Source organism: Pseudomonas sp. RSB 5.4 (assembly GCF_037126175.1).
GTDB classification, from domain to species: domain Bacteria; phylum Pseudomonadota; class Gammaproteobacteria; order Pseudomonadales; family Pseudomonadaceae; genus Aquipseudomonas; species Aquipseudomonas fluorescens_H.
In genome coordinates, this window is sequence record NZ_CP146986.1 from 4826922 (window position 1) to 4851018 (window position 24097).

Below are 24097 nucleotides of genomic sequence, written 5' to 3' on the forward strand. Positions count from 1 at the left end.
GCTGACTTTATTCTCGCGGTGTGTCTGGAACCGCCATCGCGAGCAAGCTCGGCTCCCACACACGAGGGAATACATCATGACGTTACTGGCCTCTCCACTGGAATCCATCGAAAGCGCGGTGATCTGGCTGCTGGTGGTTTTTTCCGTTGCCACCTGGGGACTGGCGCTGCTCAAGGCTGTGCAGTTCGGTCGTCTGAAGGCGCAGGATCGCAAGTTTCATAAACGCTTCTGGGCAGCGTCGAGTCTGGATTCCGCCGCTGAGTTGAGCGAAACCCAACCCGGCGCTGCCGCTCGGGTGGCACAGGCCGGTTATGCGGCGATCCAGGTCGGCGAAGCGCCACAGGCCAATGACCTGAGTCAGGCGATCAACCATCAGGATCGCCTTGAGCGTGCCTTGCGTCAGCAGATCGTCCGCGAACGGCGTTCGCTGGAAACCGGTCTGGCGGTCGTCGCGAGTATTGGCAGCACCTCGCCGTTCATCGGTCTGTTCGGCACGGTGTGGGGAATCATGGAAGCGCTCAAAGGCATCAGCGCGGCAGGCTCGGCGAGCCTGGAAACAGTTGCCGGTCCGATCGGTGCGGCACTGGTTGCCACCGGAGTGGGGATCGCGGTCGCAGTGCCGGCGGTGCTGGTTTACAACTACTTTTTGCGGCGTCTGAAACTGACGGCGGCGGATCTGGATGACTTCGCCCACGACTTCTACAGCCTGGCGCAGAAGAGTGCGTTCCGTGTGCTGATCCACCCGGCTGCAAACAAGGTAGCGGCACCGGGCAACGCAACAAAAGTGAAGGAGGCGTCCTGATATGGCCTTCTCCACGCAAGACAGCGACGAGGTGCTGAGCGAGATCAACGTGACGCCGCTGGTGGACGTGATGCTGGTGCTGCTGGTGGTGTTTATCGTCACCGCGCCGCTGCTGACCAACGCGATCCCGATCAACCTACCGAAGACCGAAGCAGTAGCACCGGTCGAGCAGAAAGATCCGCTGGTGGTGAGCATCGACGGCGCCGGCAAACTGTTTATCAACAAGGATGAAATCCAGCCGGACTTGCTGGAATTCAACCTCAAGTCGGCCAAGGCCAAGGACCCGGAAGTACGCGTGCAATTGCAGGCTGACGACGGGGTGAACTACGGCGAAGTGGCGCGGGCCATGGCCTCGATCGAGCGGGCAGGGATTACCAAGTTGTCGGTGATCACTGCGCGGTAACAGGATTTACGTTTTTCCGGGGCCGTCTCCTTGGCAGGGTGCGGCCCTTTTTTTATCCCGGTTTTAACCCACTCGCGATCCCTGTAGGAGCTGCCGAAGGCTGCGATCTTTTGATTTTGCTTTTAAGAACAAGATCAAAAGATCGCAGCCTTCGGCAGCTCCTACACAAGGCAACTGATATTTCTTTTAGGTCTTAATAAATAGCTTCTTATTCCTTAACGAATATAAATCCCGTCCCTATACTCGATCAGGAACAGACACGACGCAGGAGAGCTCCCCATGCGCAACGAATCAATCCGCTATCTGATTGTGCCGGGCTGGCAAGGATCGCCAGAAGATCATTGGCAAACCCACTGGCAGAACAGCCTGCCCAACAGCGCACGCGTGGAGCAGGCCGACTGGCTGACGCCGCGCCGTGAAGACTGGGTCGCGGCGCTGGCCGAAGCGATTGCTGCCGACAGCACGCCAGTGATCCTGATTGCTCACAGCCTGGGTTGCATCACCGTTGCACATTGGGCGGCTACCGCGCCTGTGCAATACCTGCGTCAGGTGCGCGGTGCGTTGCTGGTCGCACCTGCCGATGTCGAGCGTCCGGCCTGCGCGCCTGCGTTGCGCAATTTTGCGCCGATCCCGACCGATCTGTTGCCGTTCCCGAGCCAGGTGGTCAGTTCCGACAACGACGCCGCGGTCAGCGCCCCGCGCGCTCTTGAGCTGGCGCGCAACTGGGGCGCCGAGGCGGGAATTCTTGCCGGGGCGGGGCACATCAACGTCAAGTCCGGGCATCAGCGCTGGGAGCAGGGTTTCGCTTATCTGTATCGCCTGCAAAACCGCATGGAACACCACGCCCGGCGTCGCGCTTGAACCTTTTTCTTTTCTGAACGCCCCCGTCTGCCGGCGGTTCTGGGCGGGAGTCTGCCATGAGTTTCGAAACGTTCGGTCAGCCGTTGCTGACCTTTCCCGATGCGGAAAAAAGTCCCCTGAGCATTCGCGCCAAGGCGCTGGTGTTCGTCGATCCCCGCTCCCGCCAGTTGCGCGAAGAACTTGAGCATCTGGCGCCGCGTGCCATCTCGGTATTGATCCGTGGCGAGACCGGCACCGGCAAAGAATTGCTCGCGCGCCATATCCACCGTGCCAGTGATCGCAGCGGTCTGTTCGTCTCGGTCAATTGCGGCGCGATCAGCCCGACCTACGCCGATGCCGAGCTGTTCGGCTATGCCGCCGGCAGCTATACAGGTTCGGCGAGCAGTCGGGCCGGCTGGTTCGGTTCGGCCAACGGCGGCACCTTGTACCTCGATGAGATCGGCGATCTGCCGTTGCCGATCCAGATCAAACTGCTCGCCGCCCTGGAAAATCATGAAGTCACCCGCATTGGCGCGCATCAGCCGAGCCCGGTGGATGTGCGGTTGGTCGCAGCCACCAGCATCGATCTGGCGCAAGCGGTGGACGCCGGAAAATTCCACGAACGGCTCTACCACTACCTCAGCGAAGGACAGCTGGAATTGCCGGCCCTGCGCGAGCGGATCGGCGACATCCTGTCGCTGGCGGAATATTTCCTCGGCATCTACAGCCAGCGCCTGGATCTGCCTGTGCCATTGATCAGCGAAGCGGCGCAGCACCTGCTGGAGCGACACAGCTGGCCGGGCAACACCCGCGAGCTGGAAAACGTCATTCACTTTGCGCTGCTGGTCAGCACTGGCGACGAAATCCTCCCGGAGCACCTGAACCTGCCCGAGGTGTCTGGGCCGCAGCTTCAGATCGAACGACTGGTAGCACAAATCAATATCGGCGGTAGCGTTGACGAACGTAAGGCTTTGAAAGATCTGCTGATTGGTTTGAGCCAGCAGTTGTAGCCGTTTGGTTCTGTATGAACGAAATGGAATATCAAAGTGAATAAACGTTATTGTCCGGGAATAAAAAATCCCGGTATTGTCCGCTTCACGCCAGAGATAGCACTTCACTGGCACTCGTATTAATAGCCGTCGCCATTCGCGACCGTGATTCTCGATAAGGACACTGCATGAAAAAGGTTCTGTTGTTTACCGCATTGGCGGCTGCTCTGACTGCTTCCCTGGCCCAGGCCGGCGAGAAACTGGTGGTGGCGGCGACTCCGGTGCCGCACGCGGAAATTCTCGAGCTGATCAAACCGACCCTGGCCAAAGAAGGCGTGGATCTGGAAATCAAGGTCTTCACCGACTACGTACAGCCGAACGTGCAGGTTGGCGAGAAGCGTCTGGATGCCAACTACTTCCAGACCGAACCGTACCTGAACAGCTTCAACGCCGGTAAGTACAAGGACGACAAAGCCAAGTACCTGGTGACCGTGAAGGGCGTGCACATTGAACCGTTCGGTGGCTACTCGAGCAAGTACAAGACTCTGGCTGAACTGCCGGACGGCGCGACCATCGCTATTCCGAACGAAGGCAGCAACAGCGGACGTGCGCTGATCCTGCTGCAGAAGGCTGGCCTGATCGAACTGAAAGATCCGAAAAACGCCTTGGCGACCCCGAAAGACATCGCCAAGAACCCGCATAACTTCAAGTTCAAGGAACTGGAATCGGCCCTGCTGCCACGCGTCCTGAAGGAAGTTGATCTGGACATGATCAACACCAACTACGCGCTGGAAGCCAAGCTGAACCCGACCAAGGATGCGCTGGTGATCGAAGGCGCTGACTCGCCGTACGTGAACTTCCTGGTGGCCCGTGAGGACAACAAGAACAGCGACGCCATCCAGAAACTGGCCAAAGCCCTGACCAGCCCGGAAGTCAAAGCGTTCATCGAGAAGAAGTACAACGGCGCGGTACTGCCGGCGTTCTGATCCGACGCTTGAACCACCCCTTCAAGGTATGAAAACGCCGATGGCCAGTGATGGTCATCGGCGTTTTTGTGTGTGCTCGATTGGTGCGGTCGACACAAAATCTATACCCAGAAGCAAAAGATCGCAGCCTTCGGCAGCTCCTACAGAGGAATGCGATCTCCTGTAGGAGCTGCCGAAGGCTGCGATCTTTTGCTTTTTTCGCTGAATCAGGCCACTTGAGCTTTCAACGCCCGGCGCAACGCCACGAGCAATTTCACGATGTCCTGCGGATCCAGTCGCTGCGGCACTTTTACGTCCATGTTGTCTTCCTTGTAATGGTTTGGCCGGAGGAGTCTGGCCAAAAGCTGTTCGTCCTTGGAGGGCTTTCATGCAAAAAAGATCCTTCCTACAGCGCAAGGGAAAATAGCCTTCTTATTCCTTCCCGGCAAACCCACAGGATAGTTTTTTGGGTGATATCAATATGCTTTAACGGTATTTAAATTCTTGTTTTTATACCTATAAAGTCAGTGCCTGCCGGACAGTCACCCGCTGTCCATGGACTGCATCACCGCCACTTACCGAGTGGCGTCAGGACGTTTCATGACTTTCGATTACGCATTCATTCTCAGCACCCTGCCGGCCTTTCTCAAAGCCGTGGGCGTGACGCTGCAGGTCGGGTTCATCGCCATCGGCACGTCGCTGCTGGTGGCGCTGCTCAACGCGACGATTCTGGTGTTTCGCACGCCTTACCTGCAGCGCGCCGTCGGCCTGTATGTAGAACTGGCGCGCAATACGCCGCTGCTGATTCAACTGTTCTTCGTCTACTTCGCCCTGCCGGCGCTGGGGATCAAGGTTTCCGGGTTCACCGCTGCAATCATCACCATGACCTTCCTCGGCGGTGCTTACCTCACTGAGGTGCTGCGTGCCGGTGTCGACGCGGTGCCGCAGGCGCAACTGGAATCGGGGCGTTCCATCGGCCTGTCCCACGGCCAGTTGCTGCGTTACGTGATCCTGCCGCAAGCGGGGATTCTCAGCCTGCCGTCGCTGTTCGCCAATTTCATTTTCCTGCTCAAGGAAACCACCGTGGTCTCGGCGGTGGCCGTGCCGGAAATCCTCTACACCACCAAGAGCTACATCGCGCTCTACTACAAAACCTACGAAATGCTCGCGGTGCTGACGCTGATTTGCGTGCTGTTGTTCTTGCCGCTGTCGCTGCTGCTCAGCCGTCTGGAAAGGAGGCTCCAGCATGGCCAGTTCGGGTCTTGAACTGCTCTGGGTGTCGTTGCCGCAACTGGCAAAAGGCGCCGGGCAAACCTTGTCGATCTCGTTCCTGAGCATTGCGATCAGCACCATTGGCGGCGTGCTCTACGGCGTATTGCGCACGCTCAACGTGACGTGGCTGAACGCGATCCTGCGGGTCTATCTGGAACTGTTCCGGGCGATCCCGGTGCTGGTCTGGCTGTACCTGCTGTTTTTCGGCCTGCCGATTTTCTTCGGTTTGAGCCTGCCGAGCTTCTGGTGCGCGGTGCTGGTGCTGTCGCTGTGGGGCGCCAGCGAGGTCGGCGAAGTGGCCCGTGGCGCGCTGCATTCGTTGCCCCGCGGGCAGCGTGAGGCGGGATTGTCGATCGGCCTCAATGCGGCGCAACTTTACGGCTACGTGCTGCTGCCGCAGGCACTGAAACGCATGACGCCGCCGACCATCAACGTCTACACGCGGATCATCAAGACCAGCTCGCTGGCGGTGCTGATCGGCGTGGTCGACGTGATCAAGGTCGGCCAGCAGATCATCGAGCGCACCTACGAGTCGGTGCTGATCTACGGCGCGCTGTTTCTGTTTTTCTTTTTCATCTGCTACCCGCTGTCGGCCGCCTCGCGCGTGCTGGAGCGGCGCTGGACGCAAGCATGAGCGCATTGATCGAGTTTCACGGTTTCAACAAATTCTACGGCGAACAGCAGGTGCTCAAGGGCATCGACCTGCAAGTGCGCAGCGGCGACGTGATCGTTATCCTCGGCCCCAGCGGTTGTGGCAAAAGCACCTTGCTGCGTTGCCTCAATGGTCTGGAGGAGGCCCACAGCGGCAGCCTGAAATTTGTCGGCCGCGAGCTGCTGGACAAGGCCACCGACTGGCGCGAGATCCGCCAGCAGATCGGCATGGTGTTCCAGAGTTATCACCTGTTCCCGCACATGAGCGTGCTCGACAATTTGCTGCTCGGCCCGCTCAAGGTGCAAAAGCGCCAGCGCCGTGAAGCGCAGCAGCAAGCCGAAGCCTTGCTCGAACGGGTGGGCCTGGCGGACAAGCGCGATGCGTTCCCGCGCCAGCTCTCCGGCGGCCAGCAGCAACGCATCGCCATCGTCCGCTCGTTGTGCATGAACCCGCGGGTCATGCTCTTCGATGAAGTCACCGCCGCCCTCGACCCGGAGATGGTCAAGGAAGTGCTGCAAGTGATTCAGGGCCTGGCTCGCGAGGGCATGACCCTGCTGATCGTCACCCATGAAATGGCCTTCGCCCGCGCGGTGGCCGACCGTATCGTGTTCATGGATGCCGGACGCATCCTTGAACAGAACCCGCCCGAGATTTTCTTTACGAACCCGCAAACCGCACGCGCGCAGCAGTTTCTGGAGAAGTTCTCCTTCGTTGCAACACTGCCTGAAACGAATCCGACAAAGGAACTGGAACCGCTATGAAAACTGCCAAGTCATCCCTGTTTTTACTGCCGCTGCTGGGGCTCGCGCTGCTCGCCGGCTGCAACAAATCCGAAGAACCGGCCAAGCCGAAAGTCGCCAGCGAAAGCACCGCGCCGGTCAGCTATCTGGACAAGATCAAGGCCCGCGACAAACTGATCGTCGGCGTATTCACCGACAAGCCACCGTTCGGTTTCGTCGATGAAGCCGGGCGCTACGTCGGCTTCGACACCGATATCGGTCGGCGTTTCGCCAAGGATCTGCTGGGCGACGAGAACAAGGTCGAGTTCGTGGCCGTGGAGCCGGCGAGCCGCATTCCGTTCCTGCAGAGCGACAAGGTCGACCTGATCCTCGCCAACATGACCGTGACCCCGGAGCGCAAGGAAGCGGTGGAATTCACCAACCCGAACCTCAAGGTCGCAGTCCAGGCGCTGGTACCGCAGGGCAGTTCCGTGAAGAACCTCGATGACCTGGCGACCCGCACCACTATCGTCACCACCGGCACCACCGCCGACATCTGGCTGACCAAGAATCACCCGGCCTGGAAACTGCTGAAGTTCGAGAAAAACTCCGAATCGCTGCAAGCGCTGGCCAATGGTCGCGGCGACGCCTACGCGCAGGACAATCTGGTGCTGTTCAGCTGGGCCAAGCAAAATCCGGGCTACCGGGTGCTGGACGAAAAGCTCGGGGCTGAAGCGCCGATTGCGCCGGCGGTGAAGAAGGGCAATATCGAGCTGCGTGACTGGGTGAATACCGAGCTGGCCAAGTTGGGTGAAGAGAAATACCTGCTCAAGCTGTATGACCAATACGTGCGTAAAGAGCTGAGCGATGACACCAAGCCTGAGAGCGTGATTGTTGAAGGTGGCAAGTGGCAGGGTTGATTGGCCGTTAAATCTGCGCTGACCTGAAGGTCCTCTTCGCGAGCAGGCTCGCTCCCACAGGGGTACGCATTCCAACTGTGGGAGCGGGCTTGCTCGCGAAAGCGGTGGTTCAGGCGCCGCTCAATCCGGCCAGTTCCACGCCGGCTCATCCAGCACCCGCTGGCCGACAATCCCGGTCTGCCCCAGCGTCTTCTCCAGCACGATGCAGTTGCACTCGGGATCTTCCTGCAGCGCCGAAATCAACCGCCGTGCGTGGGACACCACCCACACCTGACACTCCTGCGAAGCGCGAATGATCAAGCGTGCCAGCGCCGGCAACAGATCCGGATGCAGACTGGTTTCCGGTTCGTTGAGCACCATCAATGACGGTGGGCGTGGCGTCAGCAGCGCGGCGATCAGTAGCAGATAACGCAACGTGCCGTCCGACAGCTCCGCCGCCGACAGCGGTCGCAGCAATCCTTCCTGATAGAACTCGATGGCAAAGCGGCCGCCGGCCAGCGGCGCGATGTTCAGTCGTGCGCCGGGGAAGGCATCGCTGATCGCTGCCTGCAACGCCTCGGGGTCGCCGATTTCGCGAATGGTCTGCAACGCTGCGGCCAGATCCCGGCCGTCGTGATGCAGCACTGGCGTGCGCGTGCCCAGTTGCGGCTGGCGCACCGGGGCGTCGGCATCGCTGCGGAAGTGATCGTAGAAGCGCCAGCGGCGGATGAACTCGCGCATCTGGAACACTTCCGGTGAACTGCGCAGGCTGCCGACCTGATCGAACAGGCTGTCGAAGTTCGGCGTGTGCTGGGCCAGCACGTCCCAGCCGCGCCCTTCGCGGGCGCGAATCATCGGGCCGTGGCGATCCACCAGCAGGCTCGCCGGACGATAGAGCGGCCCGGCCCAGATGCATTCCTTCTTGATCTCTGGATCGAGGGAGAAGAACGAGAGGCTCGGCTCCGGCAAGCCGAGAGCGATCGCGTAGCTGAAGTCTTCCCCGGCAAACCCCAGACGCAGGCGTTTGACGCCCTGACGCACGGTCGGCTCGATCGCCACTTCGCCGTTGCGCATGCGCCGGCTGATGGTTTCCGGCCCGGCCCAGAACGTCGAATCCAGCCCACCCTCGCGGGCCAGCGCATTGACCACGCCACCCTGCGCGGTCTCCGCCAGCAGGCGCAGCGCGCGGTACAGGTTGGACTTGCCACTGCCGTTGGGGCCGGTGATCAGGTTCAGCCGGCCCAGCGGAATCACCAATTTATTGATCGAGCGGTAATTGGCTACCGCGAGGGTCTTGAGCATGGGCGTTTCCTTCTGCCGGAACCGATAGTGTGCCGTGGCTGTGCCCCTGTGGCGAGGGAGCTTGCTCCCGCCGGGCTGCGAAGCGGTCCCAACCCCCGATTCGAGAGGTTTGCGCCTGCTTCGCAGTCGAGCGGGAGCAAGCTCCCTCGCCACAGAAATCAATGTGGAAAATGCGTTATTCCCGCGAGCGAAGGTTGAACCCTGTTCTAAGCTCACAGTCGTATCGTCACTTGCACGTTCGTACACAGGAAGGAGTCTGCATGGCGAGTCCCGGATTGAAAACAGTGGTCGTGCTGAGCCTGCTCACGGCGCTGACCGCTTGCGGCAAAAAAGAGGCCCCGGCGGAGTACTTCCCCCGGGTCTTTGTGCAAGTGGTGAAACCGGCTGACTATGCCGCTGCCGTGACCCTCACCGGTGACGTGCAGGCGCGGGTGCAGACCGAACTGTCGTTCCGGGTCGGCGGCAAGATCATCCAGCGCATGGTCGATGTCGGCGACCGGGTGAGCGCCAAACAGGTGCTGGCCAAACTCGATCCCAAGGATTTGCAGACCAACGTCGACTCCGCCCAAGCGCAGGTTGTCGCCGAGCAGGCGCGGGTCAAACAAAGCGCTGCGGCGTTCGTGCGGCAGCAAAAACTGTTGCCCAAGGGCTACACCAGCCAGAGCGAATTCGACTCCGCCCAAGCCGCGTTGCGCAGCAGCCAGAGCGCTCTGAGCGCGGCCCAGGCGCAACTGGCCAATGCCAAGGATCAGTTGAGCTACACCTCGCTGATCGCCGATGCCCCCGGCATCATCACCGAGCGCCAGGCTGAAGTCGGCCAGGTGGTTCAGGCGACCGCGCCGATTTTCAAACTGGCCCGCGATGGCGACCGCGATGCGGTGTTCAACGTCTACGAATCGCTGCTCTCGGAACGGCCTGCCGATCGCTCGATCGTCGTCAGTCTGCTCGACAACCCCAACATCAAGACCACCGGCACCGTACGTGAAATTACCCCGGCGGTGTCGGCGCAATCGGGCACGGTGCAGGTCAAGGTCACCCTCGACAGCCTCCCGCAAGGCATGCAGCTCGGCTCGGTGGTCAGTGCCACCGCCAAGGGCACTGGCAAAACGGCGGTGGAATTGCCGTGGTCGGCGCTGACCAAAAACATCAGCGACCCGGCGGTGTGGATGGTTGACGACAAGGGGCAAGCGCAATTGCATAACGTCACCGTCGGCCGCTACCTGACCGGTAAGGTCATCATCAGCGGCGGCCTCAACGGCGGCGAAAAAGTCATCGTTGCCGGTGGACAACTGCTGCACCCGGGCATGAAAGTCGAAATCGCCGAAAACACCTACAAGGATCTGCAACCGGGAGCACAGCCATGAAGCGTTTGGGGCTGTTGTCCATTGGCGTGCTGCTGGCTGCCTGCTCGAAAAGCGAACCACCGCCGGAGCCGGTGCGGCCGGTGCTGTCGATCAAGGTGCAGGCGCTGAACGAAGAAACCCTCGGGCGTTTCGCCGGGAGCATTCAGGCGCGTTACGAGAGCAATACCGGGTTTCGCGTTGGCGGGCGCATCGCCAGTCGCAACGTCGATGTCGGTGCCGAAGTGGATAAGGGCACGCTGCTTGCCACCCTCGACCCGACTGATCAGCAGAACCAGTTGCGCTCGGCCCGGGGCGATCTGGCCAAGGTGCAGGCGCAACTGATCAACGCTCAGGCCAATGCCCGGCGTCAGCAAGCGCTGTTCGATCGCGGCGTGGGCGCCCAGGCACAACTGGACATCGCCACCACCGACCTGAAAACCACCCAGGCTTCGCTCGATCAGGCGCGGGCGGCGGTCAACCAGAGCAAGGATCAGCTCGGCTACACCGAACTGCGCGCCGACCACAAAGCCGTGGTCACGGCATGGAATGCCGAGGCCGGCCAAGTGGTAACCGCCGGCCAGCAAGTGGTGACCCTGGCGCAACCGGACATCAAGGAAGCGGTGATTGACCTGCCGGATACGCTGGTCGATCAGATCCCCGCCGACGTGGTGTTTCTGGTGGCCGCGCAGCTCGACCCGAGCATCAGCACCACGGCGATCATTCGCGAAATCGAACCCCAGGCACAGAGCGCCACGCGTACCCGTCGTGCACGCCTGACCCTGAGCGAAACCCCGCCCGGGTTTCGTCTCGGCACGGCGATCAGCGTGACCCTCAGCTCGGCCATCAAGTCGCGGATCGAATTGCCCGCGACGGCGTTGCAGGAAGTCGACGGCAAGACCCGCATCTGGGTCATCGACCCCCAGAGCAAAACCGTCTCCCCCCGTGACGTCAGCGTGACCAGCCGCACTGACAGCACCGTGGTGCTGGCCGGCGGGGTCAAGAGTGGTGAGCAGGTGGTCAGCGCAGGCGTCAACAGCCTCAAACCCGGACAAGCCGTGAAACTCGACGAGGACAGTCAATGAAAGGCTCTTTCAATCTCTCCGAATGGGCCCTCAAGCATCAGTCGTTCGTCTGGTACCTGATGTTCGTCGCGCTGCTGATGGGGGTGTTTTCCTACTTCAATCTGGGGCGCGAAGAAGACCCGTCGTTCACCATCAAGACCATGGTGATCCAGACCAAGTGGCCGGGCGCGACCCAGGAAGAAACCCTCAAGCAGGTCACCGACCGCATCGAGAAAAAACTTGAGGAACTCGACTCCCTCGATTACGTGAAAAGCTACACGCGGCCCGGTGAATCGACGGTCTACGTGTACCTGCGCGATACCACCAGCGCAAAGGACATTCCGGAAATCTGGTACCAGGTGCGCAAGAAGATCGATGACATTCGCGGGCAGTTTCCCCAAGGGATTCAGGGACCCGGATTCAACGATGAGTTCGGTGACGTCTACGGCTCGGTCTACGCCTTTACTGCCGATGGCCTGACCATGCGCCAGTTACGCGACTACGTGGAACAGGCCCGCGCCGAGATCCGCAACGTGCCGGGGCTGGGCAAGATCGAGATGGTCGGCCAGCAGGACGAAGTGATCTACCTGAATTTCTCCACGCGCAAACTCGCCGCGCTGGGCATCGATCAGCGCCAGGTGGTGCAGAGCCTGCAATCGCAGAACGCGGTGACCCCGGCGGGTGTGATCGAGGCCGGGCCGGAGCGGATTTCCGTGCGCACTTCGGGGCAGTTCGCTTCGGAGAAGGATCTGGCCGAGGTCAATCTCAAGCTCAACGACCGTTTCTACCGGCTGGCCGATGTCGCCGACATCAGCCGTGGTTACGTCGACCCGGCCACCCCGGAATTCCGCTTCGACGGCAAACCGGCCATCGGCCTGGCGATCGCCATGCAGAAGGGCGGCAACGTGCAGGAGTTCGGTAAAGCGCTGCACGCGCGCATCGACCAACTGACGGCCGACCTGCCGGTGGGCGTCGGCGTGCACACCGTGTCCGATCAGGCGGTGGTGGTGGAAGAGGCCGTCGGCGGCTTCACCAGCGCGCTGTTCGAAGCGGTGATCATCGTCCTGGTGGTCAGCTTCATCAGCCTCGGCGTGCGCGCCGGACTGGTGGTGGCGTGCTCGATTCCGCTGGTGCTGGCGATGGTCTTCGTGTTCATGGAATACAGCGGCATCACCATGCAGCGGATCTCCCTCGGTGCGCTGATCATCGCCCTCGGTCTGCTGGTGGACGATGCGATGATCACCGTGGAGATGATGGTCACGCGTCTGGAAATGGGCGAGACCAAGGAGCAGGCGGCCACATTCGCCTACACCTCGACCGCATTCCCGATGCTCACCGGTACGCTGGTGACGGTCGCCGGTTTCGTGCCGATCGGCCTCAACGCCAGCTCCGCCGGTGAGTACACCTTCACTCTGTTTGCGGTGATCGCGGTGGCGATGCTGGTGTCGTGGATCGTCGCGGTGCTGTTCGCACCGGTGATTGGCGTGCACATCCTCAGCACCAATGTGAAACCCCACGAAGGTGAGCCGGGGCGCATTGGCCGGGCGTTCAACCACGGTTTGCTGTGGTCGATGCGCAACCGCTGGTGGGCGATCGGCATCACCGTGTTGTGCTTCGTGCTGGCGGTGTTCTGCATGCGCTTCGTGCAGAACCAGTTCTTCCCGTCCTCCGACCGCCCGGAAATCCTCGTCGATCTGAACCTGCCGCAAAACGCCTCGATCGACGAAACCCGCAAGGCCGTGGACAAGCTCGAAGCCACGCTCAAGGGCGACCCGGACATCGTGCGCTGGAGCACTTACATCGGTCAGGGCGCGATCCGTTTCTACCTGCCGCTCGACCAGCAACTGCAGAACCCGTATTACGCGCAACTGGTGATCGTCAGCAAAGACTTCAAAGCCCGCGAGGCCCTGAGCCAACGCCTGCGTGAGCGTCTGCACAAGGACTTCGTCGGCATCGGCAGTTACGTGCAGGCGCTGGAAATGGGCCCGCCGGTGGGACGGCCGATCCAGTACCGGGTCAGCGGCAAGGACATCGATCAGGTGCGCAAGCACGCCATCGACCTGGCGACCGAGCTGGACAAGAACGAACACATCGGCGAGATCATTTACGACTGGAACGAACCGGGCAAAGTCCTGCGTATCGACATCGCCCAGGACAAGGCGCGTCAGCTCGGGCTGTCGTCGGAAGACGTGGCGAAGTTGATGAACAGCATCGTCAGCGGTTCGCCACTGACCCAGGTCGATGACGATATCTACCTGATCAACGTCGTCGGGCGCGCGGTGGATTCCGAGCGCGGCACCCCGGAAACCCTGCAGAACCTGCAGATCGTCACGCCCAACGGCACCTCGATTCCGCTGCTGGCCTTCGCTACCGTGCGGTATGAGCTGGAGCAGCCGCTGGTGTGGCGTCGCGACCGTCTGCCGACCATCACCATCAAGGCCTCGGTGCGCGACGAGATCCAGCCGACCGACCTGGTGAAACTGCTCAAGCCGTCAATCGATGCCTTCGCTGAAAAGCTGCCGGTCGGCTACAAAGTCGCCACCGGCGGTACGGTCGAGGAAAGCGGCAAGGCCCAGGGGCCGATCGCCAAGGTGCTGCCGTTGATGCTGTTTTTGATGGCGACCTTCCTGATGATCCAGCTGCACAGCGTGCAGAAGATGTTCCTGGTGGCGAGTGTCGCGCCGCTGGGTCTGATCGGCGTGGTGCTGGCGCTGGTGCCGACCGGCACGCCGATGGGCTTCGTGGCGATCCTCGGGATTCTGGCGCTGATCGGCATCATCATTCGCAACTCGGTGATTCTGGTGACGCAGATCGATGAGTACGAGAAAAAGGGCTATGCGCCGTGGGATGCGGTGGTGGAAGCGACCGAGCACCGCCGCCGGCCGATCCTGCTGACCGCCGCGGCGGCGAGCATGGGCATGATCCCGATTGCCCGCGAAGTGTTCTGGGGGCCGATGGCTTACGCGATGATTGGCGGGATCGTGGTCGCGACGTTGCTGACGCTGCTGTTTTTGCCGGCGCTGTATGTGGCCTGGTACCGGATTCGCGAGCCGAAAAAAGAGACCGCTTAAAAGCGAGTGCTGCGCACTCTATTCGCGAGCAAGCCCGCTCCCACAGGGGGTACGCATTCCAACTGTGGGAGCGGGCTTGCTCGCGAAGGCGTCAGAACTGCCTACGCAGATTTACGCCAGACACTGGCCAGCCAAGGCTGCTGCTCGCGCGGCAACCCCGCGGGCCGGTAGTAATGCTCAAGCTCGACAAACCCCGCTGCCGTGAGCAACCCGCGCCACGCTTCCAGATCGTGGTACGAACCATAGCGCGGCCCGTTCCAGCCCTCGCGGTTATCCCCGCGCGGATTGGAACTGAACAACACCCCGCCCGGTTTCAACGTGCCATGCAGCTGCTTGAGCACTCGCGGCAACTCCTGCAACGGCACATGAAACAGCACCGCATTGGCGAAGATTCCGTCGAAGCGCTCGGCCGGCAGATCGAGCTTCAGAAAGTCCTGACACCACACTTCACAGCCACTGTCTGCCCGTGCCATTTGCGCGAATTGCTCTGCACCGTCGAGGCCGACCGCAACGTGGCCCATGCGGGTGAACGTGCGCAAGTCACGCCCCGGCCCACAGCCGAAATCGAGAATGGAGAACGGCGCCGTGCCCTGGATATGGCGAAGCAAGGCGTCAATGTTCTGGCTGACATCGTGATCGCGGGTGCCTTCGCGAAAGTCTTCGGCCACCGAGTTGTAGTGGCCGAGGGTGGTGGCGGTGATCTGTTCCAGATCGGTGGGGGTTTGCTTCATGGTCGAGGGCTGCGCGGCAGTTGGGATTTGCCGAATATACGCCAACCAGCGGGGCCGCTGCGCAGCCCATCGCGAGCAGGCTCACTCCTACATTTGAAATGCGTTCCCCTGTAGGAGTGAGCCTGCTCGCGATAGCGGTTTCAGAGGTGCGGCATGACTTAACGCTTGTTCAGGCCCCGCGCCAGACGATCCCCACCCAACTGAATCACCGCCACCAACGCCACCAGCAACACAATCACCGTCAACATGATCTGGCTGTCAAAGCGCTGATAGCCGTAGCGATAAGCGATGTCGCCCAGCCCCCCGGCACCAATCGCCCCGGCCATGGCCGACGAGTTGATCATCGTCACCAGCGTAATCGTGAACCCGCCAACAATCCCCGGCAGCGCTTCAGGCAACAGCACATGCCAGACGATGTGCCAGCGTCGGCAGCCCATGGCCTGCGCCGCCTCGATCAAACCGTGATCGACCTCACGCAAACTCACTTCGGCAATCCGCGCAAAGAACGGCGTCGCGGCAATCGTCAGCGGCACCACCGCCGCCCACACACCGTACGTGGTGCCGACAATCAGCCGGGTGAACGGAATCAGCGCGACCATCAGAATCAGAAACGGGATCGAGCGGAACAGGTTGACGAACGCGCCCAACGCCCGGTTGAGCAGCGGCGCCTGGTAGATCCCGCCCTTGTCGCTGGTGACCAGAATCACCGCCATCGGGATCCCCACCAGCAAGGCGATCAGCGACGACACGCCGACCATCAGGAAGGTGTCGATGAAACCTTGGAGCAAGCGATCAAACCACATAACCCGATACCTCCACCCGTTGTGCCCACTGCGCGGCGCGCTCGCGCAATTGTTCGGCGCTCAAGGGTGAGCCGCTGACCGCCAACAACAGTTGTCCCAGCGCGTGCCCCTGAATCCGTTCGACGCCGCCCTGCAGCAACTTCACCCGACCACCGAGGGCGGTGAACAGGGCTGCCAGATCCGGCTCGTCGCCGGCACTGCCAGTGAACTGCAAACGCAGCACCACCGCTGCGCCCGGGGAGGGCGGTTGGGCATGCAGACGGCTTTGCAGTTCTTCCGGCAAGGCGTGTTGCAACGGCGCGAGCAAGGTCTGGCTGACCTCGTGCTGCGGATTGCCGAACACCTCCCAGACGGGGCCCTGCTCAACGATCCGCCCGTGTTCCAGCACCACCACGCGGTCGCAGATTTCGCGGATCACCGCCATCTCGTGCGTGATCAAAACAATCGTCAGGCCCAGGCGCTGATTGATCTCGCGCAGCAGGCCGAGGATCGATTGGGTGGTCTCCGGATCGAGCGCCGAAGTGGCTTCGTCGCAGAGCAGAATGTCCGGGTCATGCACCAATGCGCGGGCGATGCCGACGCGCTGCTTCTGCCCGCCGGACAGCTGCGCCGGGTAGGCCTTGTGCTTGGCTTGCAGGCCGACCAGTTCGAGCAGTTCACGCACCTTCTGCTCGCGTTGCGCCTTCGGCACGCCCGCGACTTTCAGCGGCAGCTCGACGTTCTGCCACACGGTCTTGGCCGACATCAGGTTGAAGTGCTGGAAGATCATGCCGATGCGCCGGCGCAGGGCGACCAGACGGTCTTCGTCGAACTCGCCGATGTCGACCTGATCGATCAGCACCCGCCCCGAAGTCGGTTGCTCCAGACGATTGATCGTGCGGATCAGCGACGACTTGCCGGCGCCACTGCGACCGATGATGCCGAACACCTCGCCGCGCTGGATCGCCAGATCGATGCCTTGCAGGGCCGCGACCGGACCTTGCCGCCCCTCGTAGGTTTTACCCAGGCCGATGAAGCGCACGTGGGCGCGATTCAGCTCGGGATGCAGTTCGGTTTTTTCAGCATTTTTTGGCTCTGGAATATCCAGTCGCCGTTGGATCGCGGCGGTCATGCTCAGCTTTCCCAACCGGCCTGATACAGCTTGCCGTGGGCCTTATCCAGTGCGGCGCGAACGGCAGGCGAGTGCTGATAGATGTCGACGAATTTGATCAGGCGCGGGTCGTTCTTGCTCTTGGGCTGGATCACGAACTGAATCACGTATTCCTTGTGGTCGAGACCGTCGAACAGCAACGCGGAGCCGGCGTCAAAAGTCTTCGCCAGACGGATGTAGGCCGGGTAGCCCTGGACCAGATCGGCGTCATCGTAGGCGCGCACCAGTTGCACGGCTTCGACTTGCAGGATCTTGATCTTCTTCGGGTTGGCGACGATGTCGTCCTCGGTGGCCTTATAGCCGACCCCCGGTTTCAGGGTAATCAGGCCGGCCTTGGCCAGCAGTTGCAGACCGCGACCGCTGTTGATCGGGTCGTTGGCGATAGCGACGCTGGCGCCTTCAGGCAACTCGTCGAAGCTTTTGTATTTTTTCGAATAGAGGCCGACGTTGTTGATGATCCCCGGGGCGAACGGCACCAGGTCAAAACCGGCGGCAGCCTTGGCATTTTCGAGGAACGGGATGTGCTGGAAGTAGTTCACGTCGATGTCGCCGGCGGCGAGGCTGACGTTCGGTGCGATCCAGTCGGTGAACTCCACCAGCTCGACTTTCAGGCCTTGCTTGGAGGCCTCTTCGACGGCGGCTTCCAGCGGAATGGCGAAGGCGGCGGTGGTGCCGATTTTCAGTGGAGCGTCGGCAGCGAACACCGCCGAGCTGAACAGGCCGAAGGCCAGGGCCAGTGCTTTGACTGGGTGGGACAGGAATTTCTGGGTCATGGTGTGGTTTCCAGTCAGTGCATAAGTTTTTGGTGTCTATTTGGGCCCCTTCGCGAGCAGGCTCGCTCCCACAGGGAAATGCATTTCAAATGTGGGAGCGAGCCTGCTCGCGAAGCTGTTAATGCCGGTACGAAGAGCCGGTGTGTTGATCAGGTAAATGCGCCTCACCGTGGAACAACTTCTCGCGCAAGCTGCCGTTGTCATACGCGGTCTTGTACGACCCGCGCCGTTGCAGCTCCGGAATCACCAGCTCAATGAAATCGACATAGCTTTCCGGGGTCACGATGCGCGTCAGGTTGAAGCCGTCGAGTCCCGTTTCAGCGATCCACGATTCCAGTTCATCCGCCACTTGCTCAGGCGAGCCGACCACGGTGATGTAGCGGCCACCGAGGGCGTGTTGCTCGAGCAATTTGCGCCGGGTCCAGTCGTTGTTCTGCAGGTTCTTGGTCGCGGACTGGATGGCATTGCTCTTGACGTACTGGATCGGTTCGTCGATTTCGTATTGGGAAAAGTCGATGCCGGTGGAGGCTGAGAAATGCGCGACGCCGGCCTCGGCGCTGGCATAACTCAGGTACTCGGCGTGCTTGGCCCACGCGGCTTCTTCGGTCGCGCCGACGATCACGTTGAGGCCCATGAACACCTTGATGTCCTCGGGATTGCGTCCGGCTTCGACGGCGCTGGCGCGGACCTTGTCTACCTGCACTTTGGTCGATGGCTTGTTCTGGCCGCTGATGAACACGCACTCGGCGTGACGCCCGGCGAACAGCAATCCACGATCGGAACTGCCAGCCTGGAACAGCACGGGTGTGCGCTGCGGCGACGGCTCGCAGAGGTGATAACCCTCGACCTGATAGAACTCGCCGTGGTGCTCGACCTTGTGCACCTTCTCCGGCTGCGCATAGATGCGCTGCTCACGGTCATTAAGCACCGCGCCGTTTTCCCAACTGCCTTCCCAGAGTTTGTAGAGCACTTCGAGGTATTCGTCGGCCTGATCGTAACGCCGGTCATGCTCGACCTGTTCGCGCAGGCCCATGGCCTTGGCGGCGCTGTCGAGGTAACCGGTGACGATGTTCCAGCCGACCCTCCCACGACTCAGATGATCGAGCGACGACATGCGACGAGCGAACAGATAGGGCGGTTCATACGTGAGGTTGGCGGTCAGGCCGAAGCCGAGGTTTTTCGTCACGGCGGCCATCGCCGAGACCAGCAGCAGCGGGTCGTTGACCGGCAACTGGATCGACTCTTTGAGCGTGACGTCCACCGAGTTCTGGTAGACGTCGTACACGCCGACGATGTCGGCGATGAACAGCCCGTCGAACAAGCCGCGCTCCAGCAACTGCGCCAGTTCGGTCCAGTATTCGAGCGTGTTGTAGCGCGTCGAGGTATCGCGTGGATGCGTCCACAACCCGTGGTTGATGTGGCCGATGCAGTTCATGTTGAACGCGTTGAGCAGGATCTTCTTTTTCGCGGTGCTCATCAGATCGTCCCTCGCAGCGGAGGGTTTTCATCGTTGAGGTAGTAATTGCCCACCGCGTGATACTTCCAGCGCACCGGGTCGTGCAGGGTGTGCACCCGGGCGTTGCGCCAGTGGCGGTCGAGGCCGTGTTCGATCAGGGTCGCCTGACTGCCGGCCAGTTCGAACAGGGTGCTGCCGGCGGCGAGCGAGATTTCAGTGCTGATCGCCCGTGCTTCGGCGACGGCAATCGACGCGGCGGCGACGGTTTCGGCGTTGGTCTCGGCCTGGGCTTTGTCGAGGAACTCGCCAGAGCGCTCAAGCAGTGCTTCGGTGGCGTGCAGACGAATGCTCAAGTGGCCGAAACTCTTCAGGGTCAGCGGGTCTTCGGTGGCCTTGTCGTTGCCGGAGTCGATCCACGGCCGAGTCTTGCTGCGCACGAAGTGCAGGGCATCTTCATAAGCAGCGCGGGCGATGCCGGTGTCGATGGCGGCGTGAAGGATCTGTGCCAGCGGGCCGACCGTGGTCGGGCGCTCGAAGGCGCTCTGGAACGGGATCACGTCTTCGGCAGCGACATAGACGTCTTCGAACACCACCGAACCGCTGCCGGTGGTGCGCTGACCGAAGCCGCTCCAGTCGTCGATCACCGTCAGGCCTTGGCTGTCACGCGGGACGAAGGCCAGTTGCTGCACGCCGTTTTCATCGACGACGGAAGTCGGGATGCGCTGCGCGTAGATCGCCCCGGTCGCATAAAACTTGCGCCCGTTGATGCGGTAGCCGTCGCCGTCACGCTTGAGGCTGGTGACGCGGTCGTGGGCGGTTTTGGTACCGAGTTCTGCCAGGGCGTTGCCGAAGCGCTGGCCGGCCAGCACCTCGGCGTACAGGCGTTGTTTCTGCTCGTGGCTGCCGTTAACCCGCAGCACTTCGAGGGCGTAGAAATGGTTCTGCGGAATCTGTCCGAGGGAGCCGTCGGCCTGAGCGATCAGGGCGATGACTTTGGCCAGGGTCACGTTGGACACACCGGCGCCGCCGTATTCCTTGGGCACGCTGATGCCCCAGAGGCCGGAGCGGGAAAACACGTCGAGTTCAGGCAGTGGCAGGCGGCGTTCACGGTCGCGCACGGCACTGTCGCGTTTGAAATCTTCGGCCAGGTCGCTGGCGACGATCAGGGCTTGCTCATCGCTGGTGATGACCGCGACGGGGTGGAAAAAAGTCATAGGTTTTCTCTCCAGATGTCTGGTCGTCAGATCCAGGAATGACGGGCCGGCAAAGTACCGTTCAGGCGATAGGCGCCGACCGCGTGATACTTCCAGCGCACCGGGTCGTGCAGGGTGTGCACCCGGGCGTTGCGCCAGTGACGGTCGAGGTTGAATTCGGCGAGGGTGGCGCGGCTGCCGGCCAGCTCGAAGAGTTTTTCGCTGGCTTGCAGCGAGATCTCGGTGGTCAGTACTTTGGCCTCGGCCACCGCAATCGAGGCGCGGGCGGCGGATTCGGCGGTCAGCGGCGCGGCATGGACTTGGTCGAGCACTTTGCCGGCCTTGCGCAGCAGCGCTTCGGCGGCGTGCAGTTCGATTTTCAGTTTGCCGATGTCGGCGATCACGTAGAGGTCATCGCTGGCGCGTTCGACCTTGGCGTCGATCCATGGCCGCGCGCGGGTTTTGACGAATTCGATGGCGTCGTCGATGGCGCCACGGGCGATGCCGGCGTCGATGGCCGCCTGAATCAGCTGCGACACGGCGCCTTGGGTATTCGGCTTCTCGTTGATCTTCCAGTTGTCGACCACCAGGCTCGACTCGACCCGCACATTGTTCAACAGAATCGTGCCGCTGGCGGTGGTGCGCTGACCGAAGCCCGACCAGTCATCAACGATGCGCAGACCCGGGGTGCCACGGCGGACGAAGGCCAGCACTTGCTTGCCGTCGTCATTGAGCGCCTTGACCGCCACCCAGTGCGCGAATAGCGCGCCGGTGGAATAGAACTTCTGGCCGTTGATCACGTAATCGTCGCCGTCGGCGGTGATGCGCGCTTTCAACTCGAGGGTATTTTTGGTGCCGCGCTCAGGGCCGGCATTGCCGATGCGCCAGCCTTCCAGAACACTCTGGAACAGCTGCTTTTTCTGCGCCTCGGTGGCGCTGCCGAGTACCAGGTTGATGATGCCGAACTGGTTCTGCGGGATCTGTCCCAGCGCCGGGTCGGCTGCGGAAATGATCGCGAATACCTCGGCCAGGGTGACGAATGAAACTTGTGGGCCACCGTATTCGCGCGGGATCGCAATGCTGCCCAGACCGCTGCGGGTGAACTGTTCGATTTCCGACCACGGCAGCTTGCGCTGGCGGTCGCGCTTGGCGGCCTGCACACGGGCAACCTGCGCCAGTTCGTGGGCAGCCTTGATGGCTTGGGCGTCGTTGCGCAAGACCTGCGCGGGCAACAACAGTGGGGCGATGTCCAGATCAGACTGGACGTTTGCATCGGCCAGACTGGACATCAATGCCGCTCCTTGGCTGCACGCAATGCCCTGGCGATCTGCACTGGGGTGATTGTGTTCCGGACCATACTACCTACCTCACATCTCATGAAAAACGCCGCAAAAGTGCGGCGAACGAAAGAATGTCCGGTGGTCCGGTTCATATACCCTAAGCGTGTATAAATATTAAATAAACTAACTTTTAGGAATATGTATAGAAGGGGTGGTGGTCGGGTTGGTTAACAGACTCTCAGCCGTGGCAATACAACCTGTGGTGAGGGGATTCATCCCCGACAGGCCGCGCAGCGGCCTTTTCTGAGTCATAAAAAACGGGACTGCTGCGCAGTCCATCGGGGCAGTGCGACGTTTTGCTAAATCACCTCACTACAAAGCCCCATGAGGACAGGAGTGCGACATCAATCCTTGGTCGATTCAGCGGCCTTCAGCTCCTGGCGCAGCGGCACCTTCAGATAAGGGTTCACACAGCCGATCTTCAGCGTTCGAGGCGGTGCCCAGCGCGAGTTGTTGCCCACCCAGTCGAGGACGCAATAGGTCACGTCCAGGCGCAGATCCTCACCTCCCTCGACGATCACCGCCGGTGGCACCCAGACCTGGATCGGCAGGCCGATATCGGCGGCGGTGATCGGTGCCAGGTCCATTCGCACGTCGCCCCAGCGCAAGGTGATTGCGTCATCCTCGGCCATGTTCAGGTAGGGTTCGATGGCCAGGGGCACACCGCGTTTGATCTGATTGGGGTTCACGCCCTGACGGCGGATGGTGTCGGGAAACGTGACTGGCGCGAGTTGTTGATTTTCATCACCGCACAACGGCGAAGGCTGGCCGCCGGGGCAGTCGAGCTTGACCTGCACCCGGGTTGCCGCCGACAGCGCCGGTCCCTGGCCGATCTGCATCACCCGATAATGAATCCGCGCGGTGCCACTGGCGATGAAACTCTCCGGCACCCGCAGGCTGACCGTTGCGCCAAGGTCTTCACTGGTCAGGACCCGCGAGGCGACGTAACAGTTGTTCCAGAACAGTTCGATCAGATCGCCGACGTCCATGCCGGGGTAGGGCATGACATCAATCAGCAAGTGCGCGGCAGCGGCCAGGTTGATGGCGTTTTTCTGCGCGGATGCGAGGTTCGGCGCTGCCAGTTCGGGGGTAGGCGAAGTGCGGGTCATCGGGTTCTCTCCTTGAAGTCTTGCGGCGAAGTCCGTTTCTTGAAAAAACAAAAGGCGTGATGAATCGGTAATGCAGCCATGAACTTTTGTTCGGGCTGAGTACGGATTGATTCAACTAATGGGTGCCGGTTGGCGACTAGATAAGAGCGTGCGGGAAAGAGTGTCAATAGAGCGCCTTAGTTAATCCATGAATTACGGATTAATCAGAAGCTTCCTACGCTGATGAGGCATGCTGCCTAGCGTTGATTGCGAATGGAACTACGGTTTTTCGCGAGTTTTTGCGATTTTTGTGCGGGCTCATCCAGTTAATTTCACAGGCACGCAAGCGCGCCTCAGATTAGTTGTATCTGTTGCAGAACATATATGAATTGTTTTGACAGGTTTAAGGTTGGAGCGGTTTAGATGTTTTTTTCAAATCGGGGGAAGTATAACTTCCATCCATGGAAGTTAATGATGCAAAACAATGATGTTCTCAGGCGTGATTCAGAAACTTGCTGAGAAACTGTTGGGTGCGCTCTTCTTTCGGGTTGGCAAACAACGCCTTGGCTTCGCCTTGCTCGACGATCACGCCCTTGTCGAAAAACACCACACGGTTGGCCACGTCGCGGGCGAAACCCATTTCGTGGGTGACGATGACCATGGTGCGTTTTTCTTCAGCGAGACCGCGAATGGTCGCCAGCACTTCGCCCACCAGTTCCGGGTCGAGGGCCGAGGTCGGCTCGTCGAACAGGATCACTTCCGGCTCCATCGCCAGCGCCCGGGCAATCGCCACGCGCTGTTGCTGACCGCCGGACAGACGACGCGGATACGCATCTTCCTTGCCGGCCAGACCAACCTTGGCCAGCAGCTTCATGCCCAGGGCAACGGCTTGCTCGCGCGGCATCTTCTTGACCACGATCGGTCCTTCGATGACGTTTTCCAGTGCGGTGCGGTGGGGGAACAGGTTGAAGTTCTGGAACACGAAACCCACGTGCTGGCGCAGGTTGCGCACCAGACTCTGCTGCTGGCTCAGCGGGCGGCTGGTATCGATTTCGATATCGCCGACCTTGATCCGGCCGCTGGTGGGTTGTTCAAGGAAGTTCAGGCAGCGCAGGAACGTGGTTTTACCCGAACCGCTGGGGCCGATGATGGCCACGACCTCGCCTTCCTTCACCTCAAGATCAATGCCTTTGAGCACCTCTTGACCCTTGAACTGCTTTGTCAGTTTTTCCACGACAATCATGG

At 61.0% G+C, this 24097-nt stretch carries 22 protein-coding genes; 12 read left to right on the top strand and 10 right to left on the bottom strand.

Annotated features, from left to right (window positions below):
• The first annotated feature begins 76 nt into the window (after window positions 1–76).
• From V9L13_RS21825 to V9L13_RS21865, 9 genes are all read left to right on the top strand, one after another.
• A complete protein-coding gene (locus tag V9L13_RS21825; protein WP_338800512.1) occupies window positions 77–802 on the top strand; it encodes a MotA/TolQ/ExbB proton channel family protein in 726 nt (241 codons plus the stop codon).
• Between the two features lies 1 nt (window position 803).
• Entirely contained in the window at window positions 804–1205 is a 402-nt protein-coding gene (locus V9L13_RS21830; protein ID WP_003220570.1) for a biopolymer transporter ExbD, read from the top strand.
• Window positions 1206–1484: 279 nt separating this feature from the next.
• Window positions 1485–2066, top strand: a complete 582-nt coding sequence (locus V9L13_RS21835) for an alpha/beta hydrolase (protein WP_003220572.1) — start codon at window positions 1485–1487, stop codon at window positions 2064–2066.
• Between the two features lie 56 nt (window positions 2067–2122).
• Complete coding sequence (locus tag V9L13_RS21840) at window positions 2123–3055, top strand: sigma 54-interacting transcriptional regulator (RefSeq protein WP_338800513.1); 933 nt, start codon at window positions 2123–2125, stop codon at window positions 3053–3055.
• Between the two features lie 167 nt (window positions 3056–3222).
• Entirely contained in the window at window positions 3223–4020 is a 798-nt protein-coding gene (locus tag V9L13_RS21845; RefSeq protein WP_338800514.1) for a MetQ/NlpA family ABC transporter substrate-binding protein, read from the top strand.
• 579 nt (window positions 4021–4599) lie between these two features.
• Window positions 4600–5265: an amino acid ABC transporter permease gene (locus V9L13_RS21850; protein WP_003220579.1), complete on the top strand. Its 666-nt coding sequence runs from the start codon at window positions 4600–4602 to the stop codon at window positions 5263–5265.
• Window positions 5246–5905: an amino acid ABC transporter permease gene (locus V9L13_RS21855; protein WP_003220580.1), complete on the top strand. Its 660-nt coding sequence runs from the start codon at window positions 5246–5248 to the stop codon at window positions 5903–5905. Before V9L13_RS21850 ends, V9L13_RS21855 begins: the two co-directional genes overlap by 20 nt.
• On the top strand, window positions 5902–6684 hold the full coding sequence (locus V9L13_RS21860) for an amino acid ABC transporter ATP-binding protein (RefSeq protein WP_338800515.1): 783 nt from the start codon (window positions 5902–5904) through the stop codon (window positions 6682–6684). Before V9L13_RS21855 ends, V9L13_RS21860 begins: the two co-directional genes overlap by 4 nt.
• A complete protein-coding gene (locus V9L13_RS21865) occupies window positions 6681–7562 on the top strand; it encodes a transporter substrate-binding domain-containing protein (protein ID WP_338800516.1) in 882 nt (293 codons plus the stop codon). Before V9L13_RS21860 ends, V9L13_RS21865 begins: the two co-directional genes overlap by 4 nt.
• A gap of 120 nt (window positions 7563–7682) precedes the next feature.
• Here V9L13_RS21865 and V9L13_RS21870 read toward each other — a convergent pair whose 3' ends face one another.
• Window positions 7683–8843, bottom strand: a complete 1161-nt coding sequence (locus tag V9L13_RS21870; protein ID WP_338800517.1) for an AAA family ATPase — start codon at window positions 8841–8843, stop codon at window positions 7683–7685.
• Window positions 8844–9103: 260 nt separating this feature from the next.
• Here V9L13_RS21870 and V9L13_RS21875 point away from each other — a divergent pair, with 260 nt between their 5' ends.
• Genes V9L13_RS21875 through V9L13_RS21885 form a run of 3 tightly spaced genes read left to right on the top strand, consistent with a single transcriptional unit; the run spans window position 9104 to window position 14318 of the window.
• Window positions 9104–10207 carry an efflux RND transporter periplasmic adaptor subunit gene (locus tag V9L13_RS21875; protein ID WP_003220588.1) on the top strand — a complete coding sequence of 368 codons (1104 nt, stop codon included), beginning with the start codon at window positions 9104–9106 and terminating at the stop codon, window positions 10205–10207.
• Window positions 10204–11268 carry an efflux RND transporter periplasmic adaptor subunit gene (locus tag V9L13_RS21880; protein ID WP_338800518.1) on the top strand — a complete coding sequence of 355 codons (1065 nt, stop codon included), beginning with the start codon at window positions 10204–10206 and terminating at the stop codon, window positions 11266–11268. Before V9L13_RS21875 ends, V9L13_RS21880 begins: the two co-directional genes overlap by 4 nt.
• The gene (locus V9L13_RS21885) at window positions 11265–14318 is read left to right on the top strand and encodes an efflux RND transporter permease subunit (protein WP_338800519.1); all 3054 of its coding nucleotides are present in this window, start codon (window positions 11265–11267) and stop codon (window positions 14316–14318) included. The genes V9L13_RS21880 and V9L13_RS21885 overlap by 4 nt, the downstream gene beginning before the upstream one ends.
• A gap of 101 nt (window positions 14319–14419) precedes the next feature.
• Here the strand turns inward: V9L13_RS21885 and V9L13_RS21890 are convergent, their stop codons facing one another.
• The 9 genes from V9L13_RS21890 to tcyN form a co-directional block, all read right to left on the bottom strand.
• The gene (locus V9L13_RS21890; protein WP_103485219.1) at window positions 14420–15049 is read right to left on the bottom strand and encodes a class I SAM-dependent methyltransferase; all 630 of its coding nucleotides are present in this window, start codon (window positions 15047–15049) and stop codon (window positions 14420–14422) included.
• Between the two features lie 158 nt (window positions 15050–15207).
• Complete coding sequence (locus V9L13_RS21895) at window positions 15208–15852, bottom strand: methionine ABC transporter permease (protein ID WP_027611182.1); 645 nt, start codon at window positions 15850–15852, stop codon at window positions 15208–15210.
• A complete protein-coding gene (locus tag V9L13_RS21900) occupies window positions 15842–16963 on the bottom strand; it encodes an ATP-binding cassette domain-containing protein (protein ID WP_338800520.1) in 1122 nt (373 codons plus the stop codon). Before V9L13_RS21900 ends, V9L13_RS21895 begins: the two co-directional genes overlap by 11 nt.
• Before the next feature lie 2 nt (window positions 16964–16965).
• The gene (locus tag V9L13_RS21905; protein WP_338800521.1) at window positions 16966–17775 is read right to left on the bottom strand and encodes a MetQ/NlpA family ABC transporter substrate-binding protein; all 810 of its coding nucleotides are present in this window, start codon (window positions 17773–17775) and stop codon (window positions 16966–16968) included.
• 118 nt (window positions 17776–17893) lie between these two features.
• Window positions 17894–19252 (bottom strand): LLM class flavin-dependent oxidoreductase, encoded by a 1359-nt coding sequence (locus V9L13_RS21910; RefSeq protein WP_338800522.1) that lies wholly within the window; start codon window positions 19250–19252, stop codon window positions 17894–17896.
• Window positions 19252–20445, bottom strand: coding sequence for an SfnB family sulfur acquisition oxidoreductase (locus V9L13_RS21915; protein WP_338800523.1), 1194 nt, complete (start codon window positions 20443–20445; stop codon window positions 19252–19254). Before V9L13_RS21915 ends, V9L13_RS21910 begins: the two co-directional genes overlap by 1 nt.
• 26 nt (window positions 20446–20471) lie before the next feature.
• On the bottom strand, window positions 20472–21713 hold the full coding sequence (locus tag V9L13_RS21920; protein WP_112997808.1) for an SfnB family sulfur acquisition oxidoreductase: 1242 nt from the start codon (window positions 21711–21713) through the stop codon (window positions 20472–20474).
• A gap of 395 nt (window positions 21714–22108) precedes the next feature.
• Window positions 22109–22873, bottom strand: a complete 765-nt coding sequence (locus V9L13_RS21925; protein ID WP_338800524.1) for a hypothetical protein — start codon at window positions 22871–22873, stop codon at window positions 22109–22111.
• A 472-nt stretch (window positions 22874–23345) separates the two neighbouring features.
• Window positions 23346–24095 (bottom strand): L-cystine ABC transporter ATP-binding protein TcyN, encoded by a 750-nt coding sequence (gene tcyN / locus V9L13_RS21930; RefSeq protein WP_003220606.1) that lies wholly within the window; start codon window positions 24093–24095, stop codon window positions 23346–23348.
• Window positions 24096–24097 lie beyond the last annotated feature (2 nt).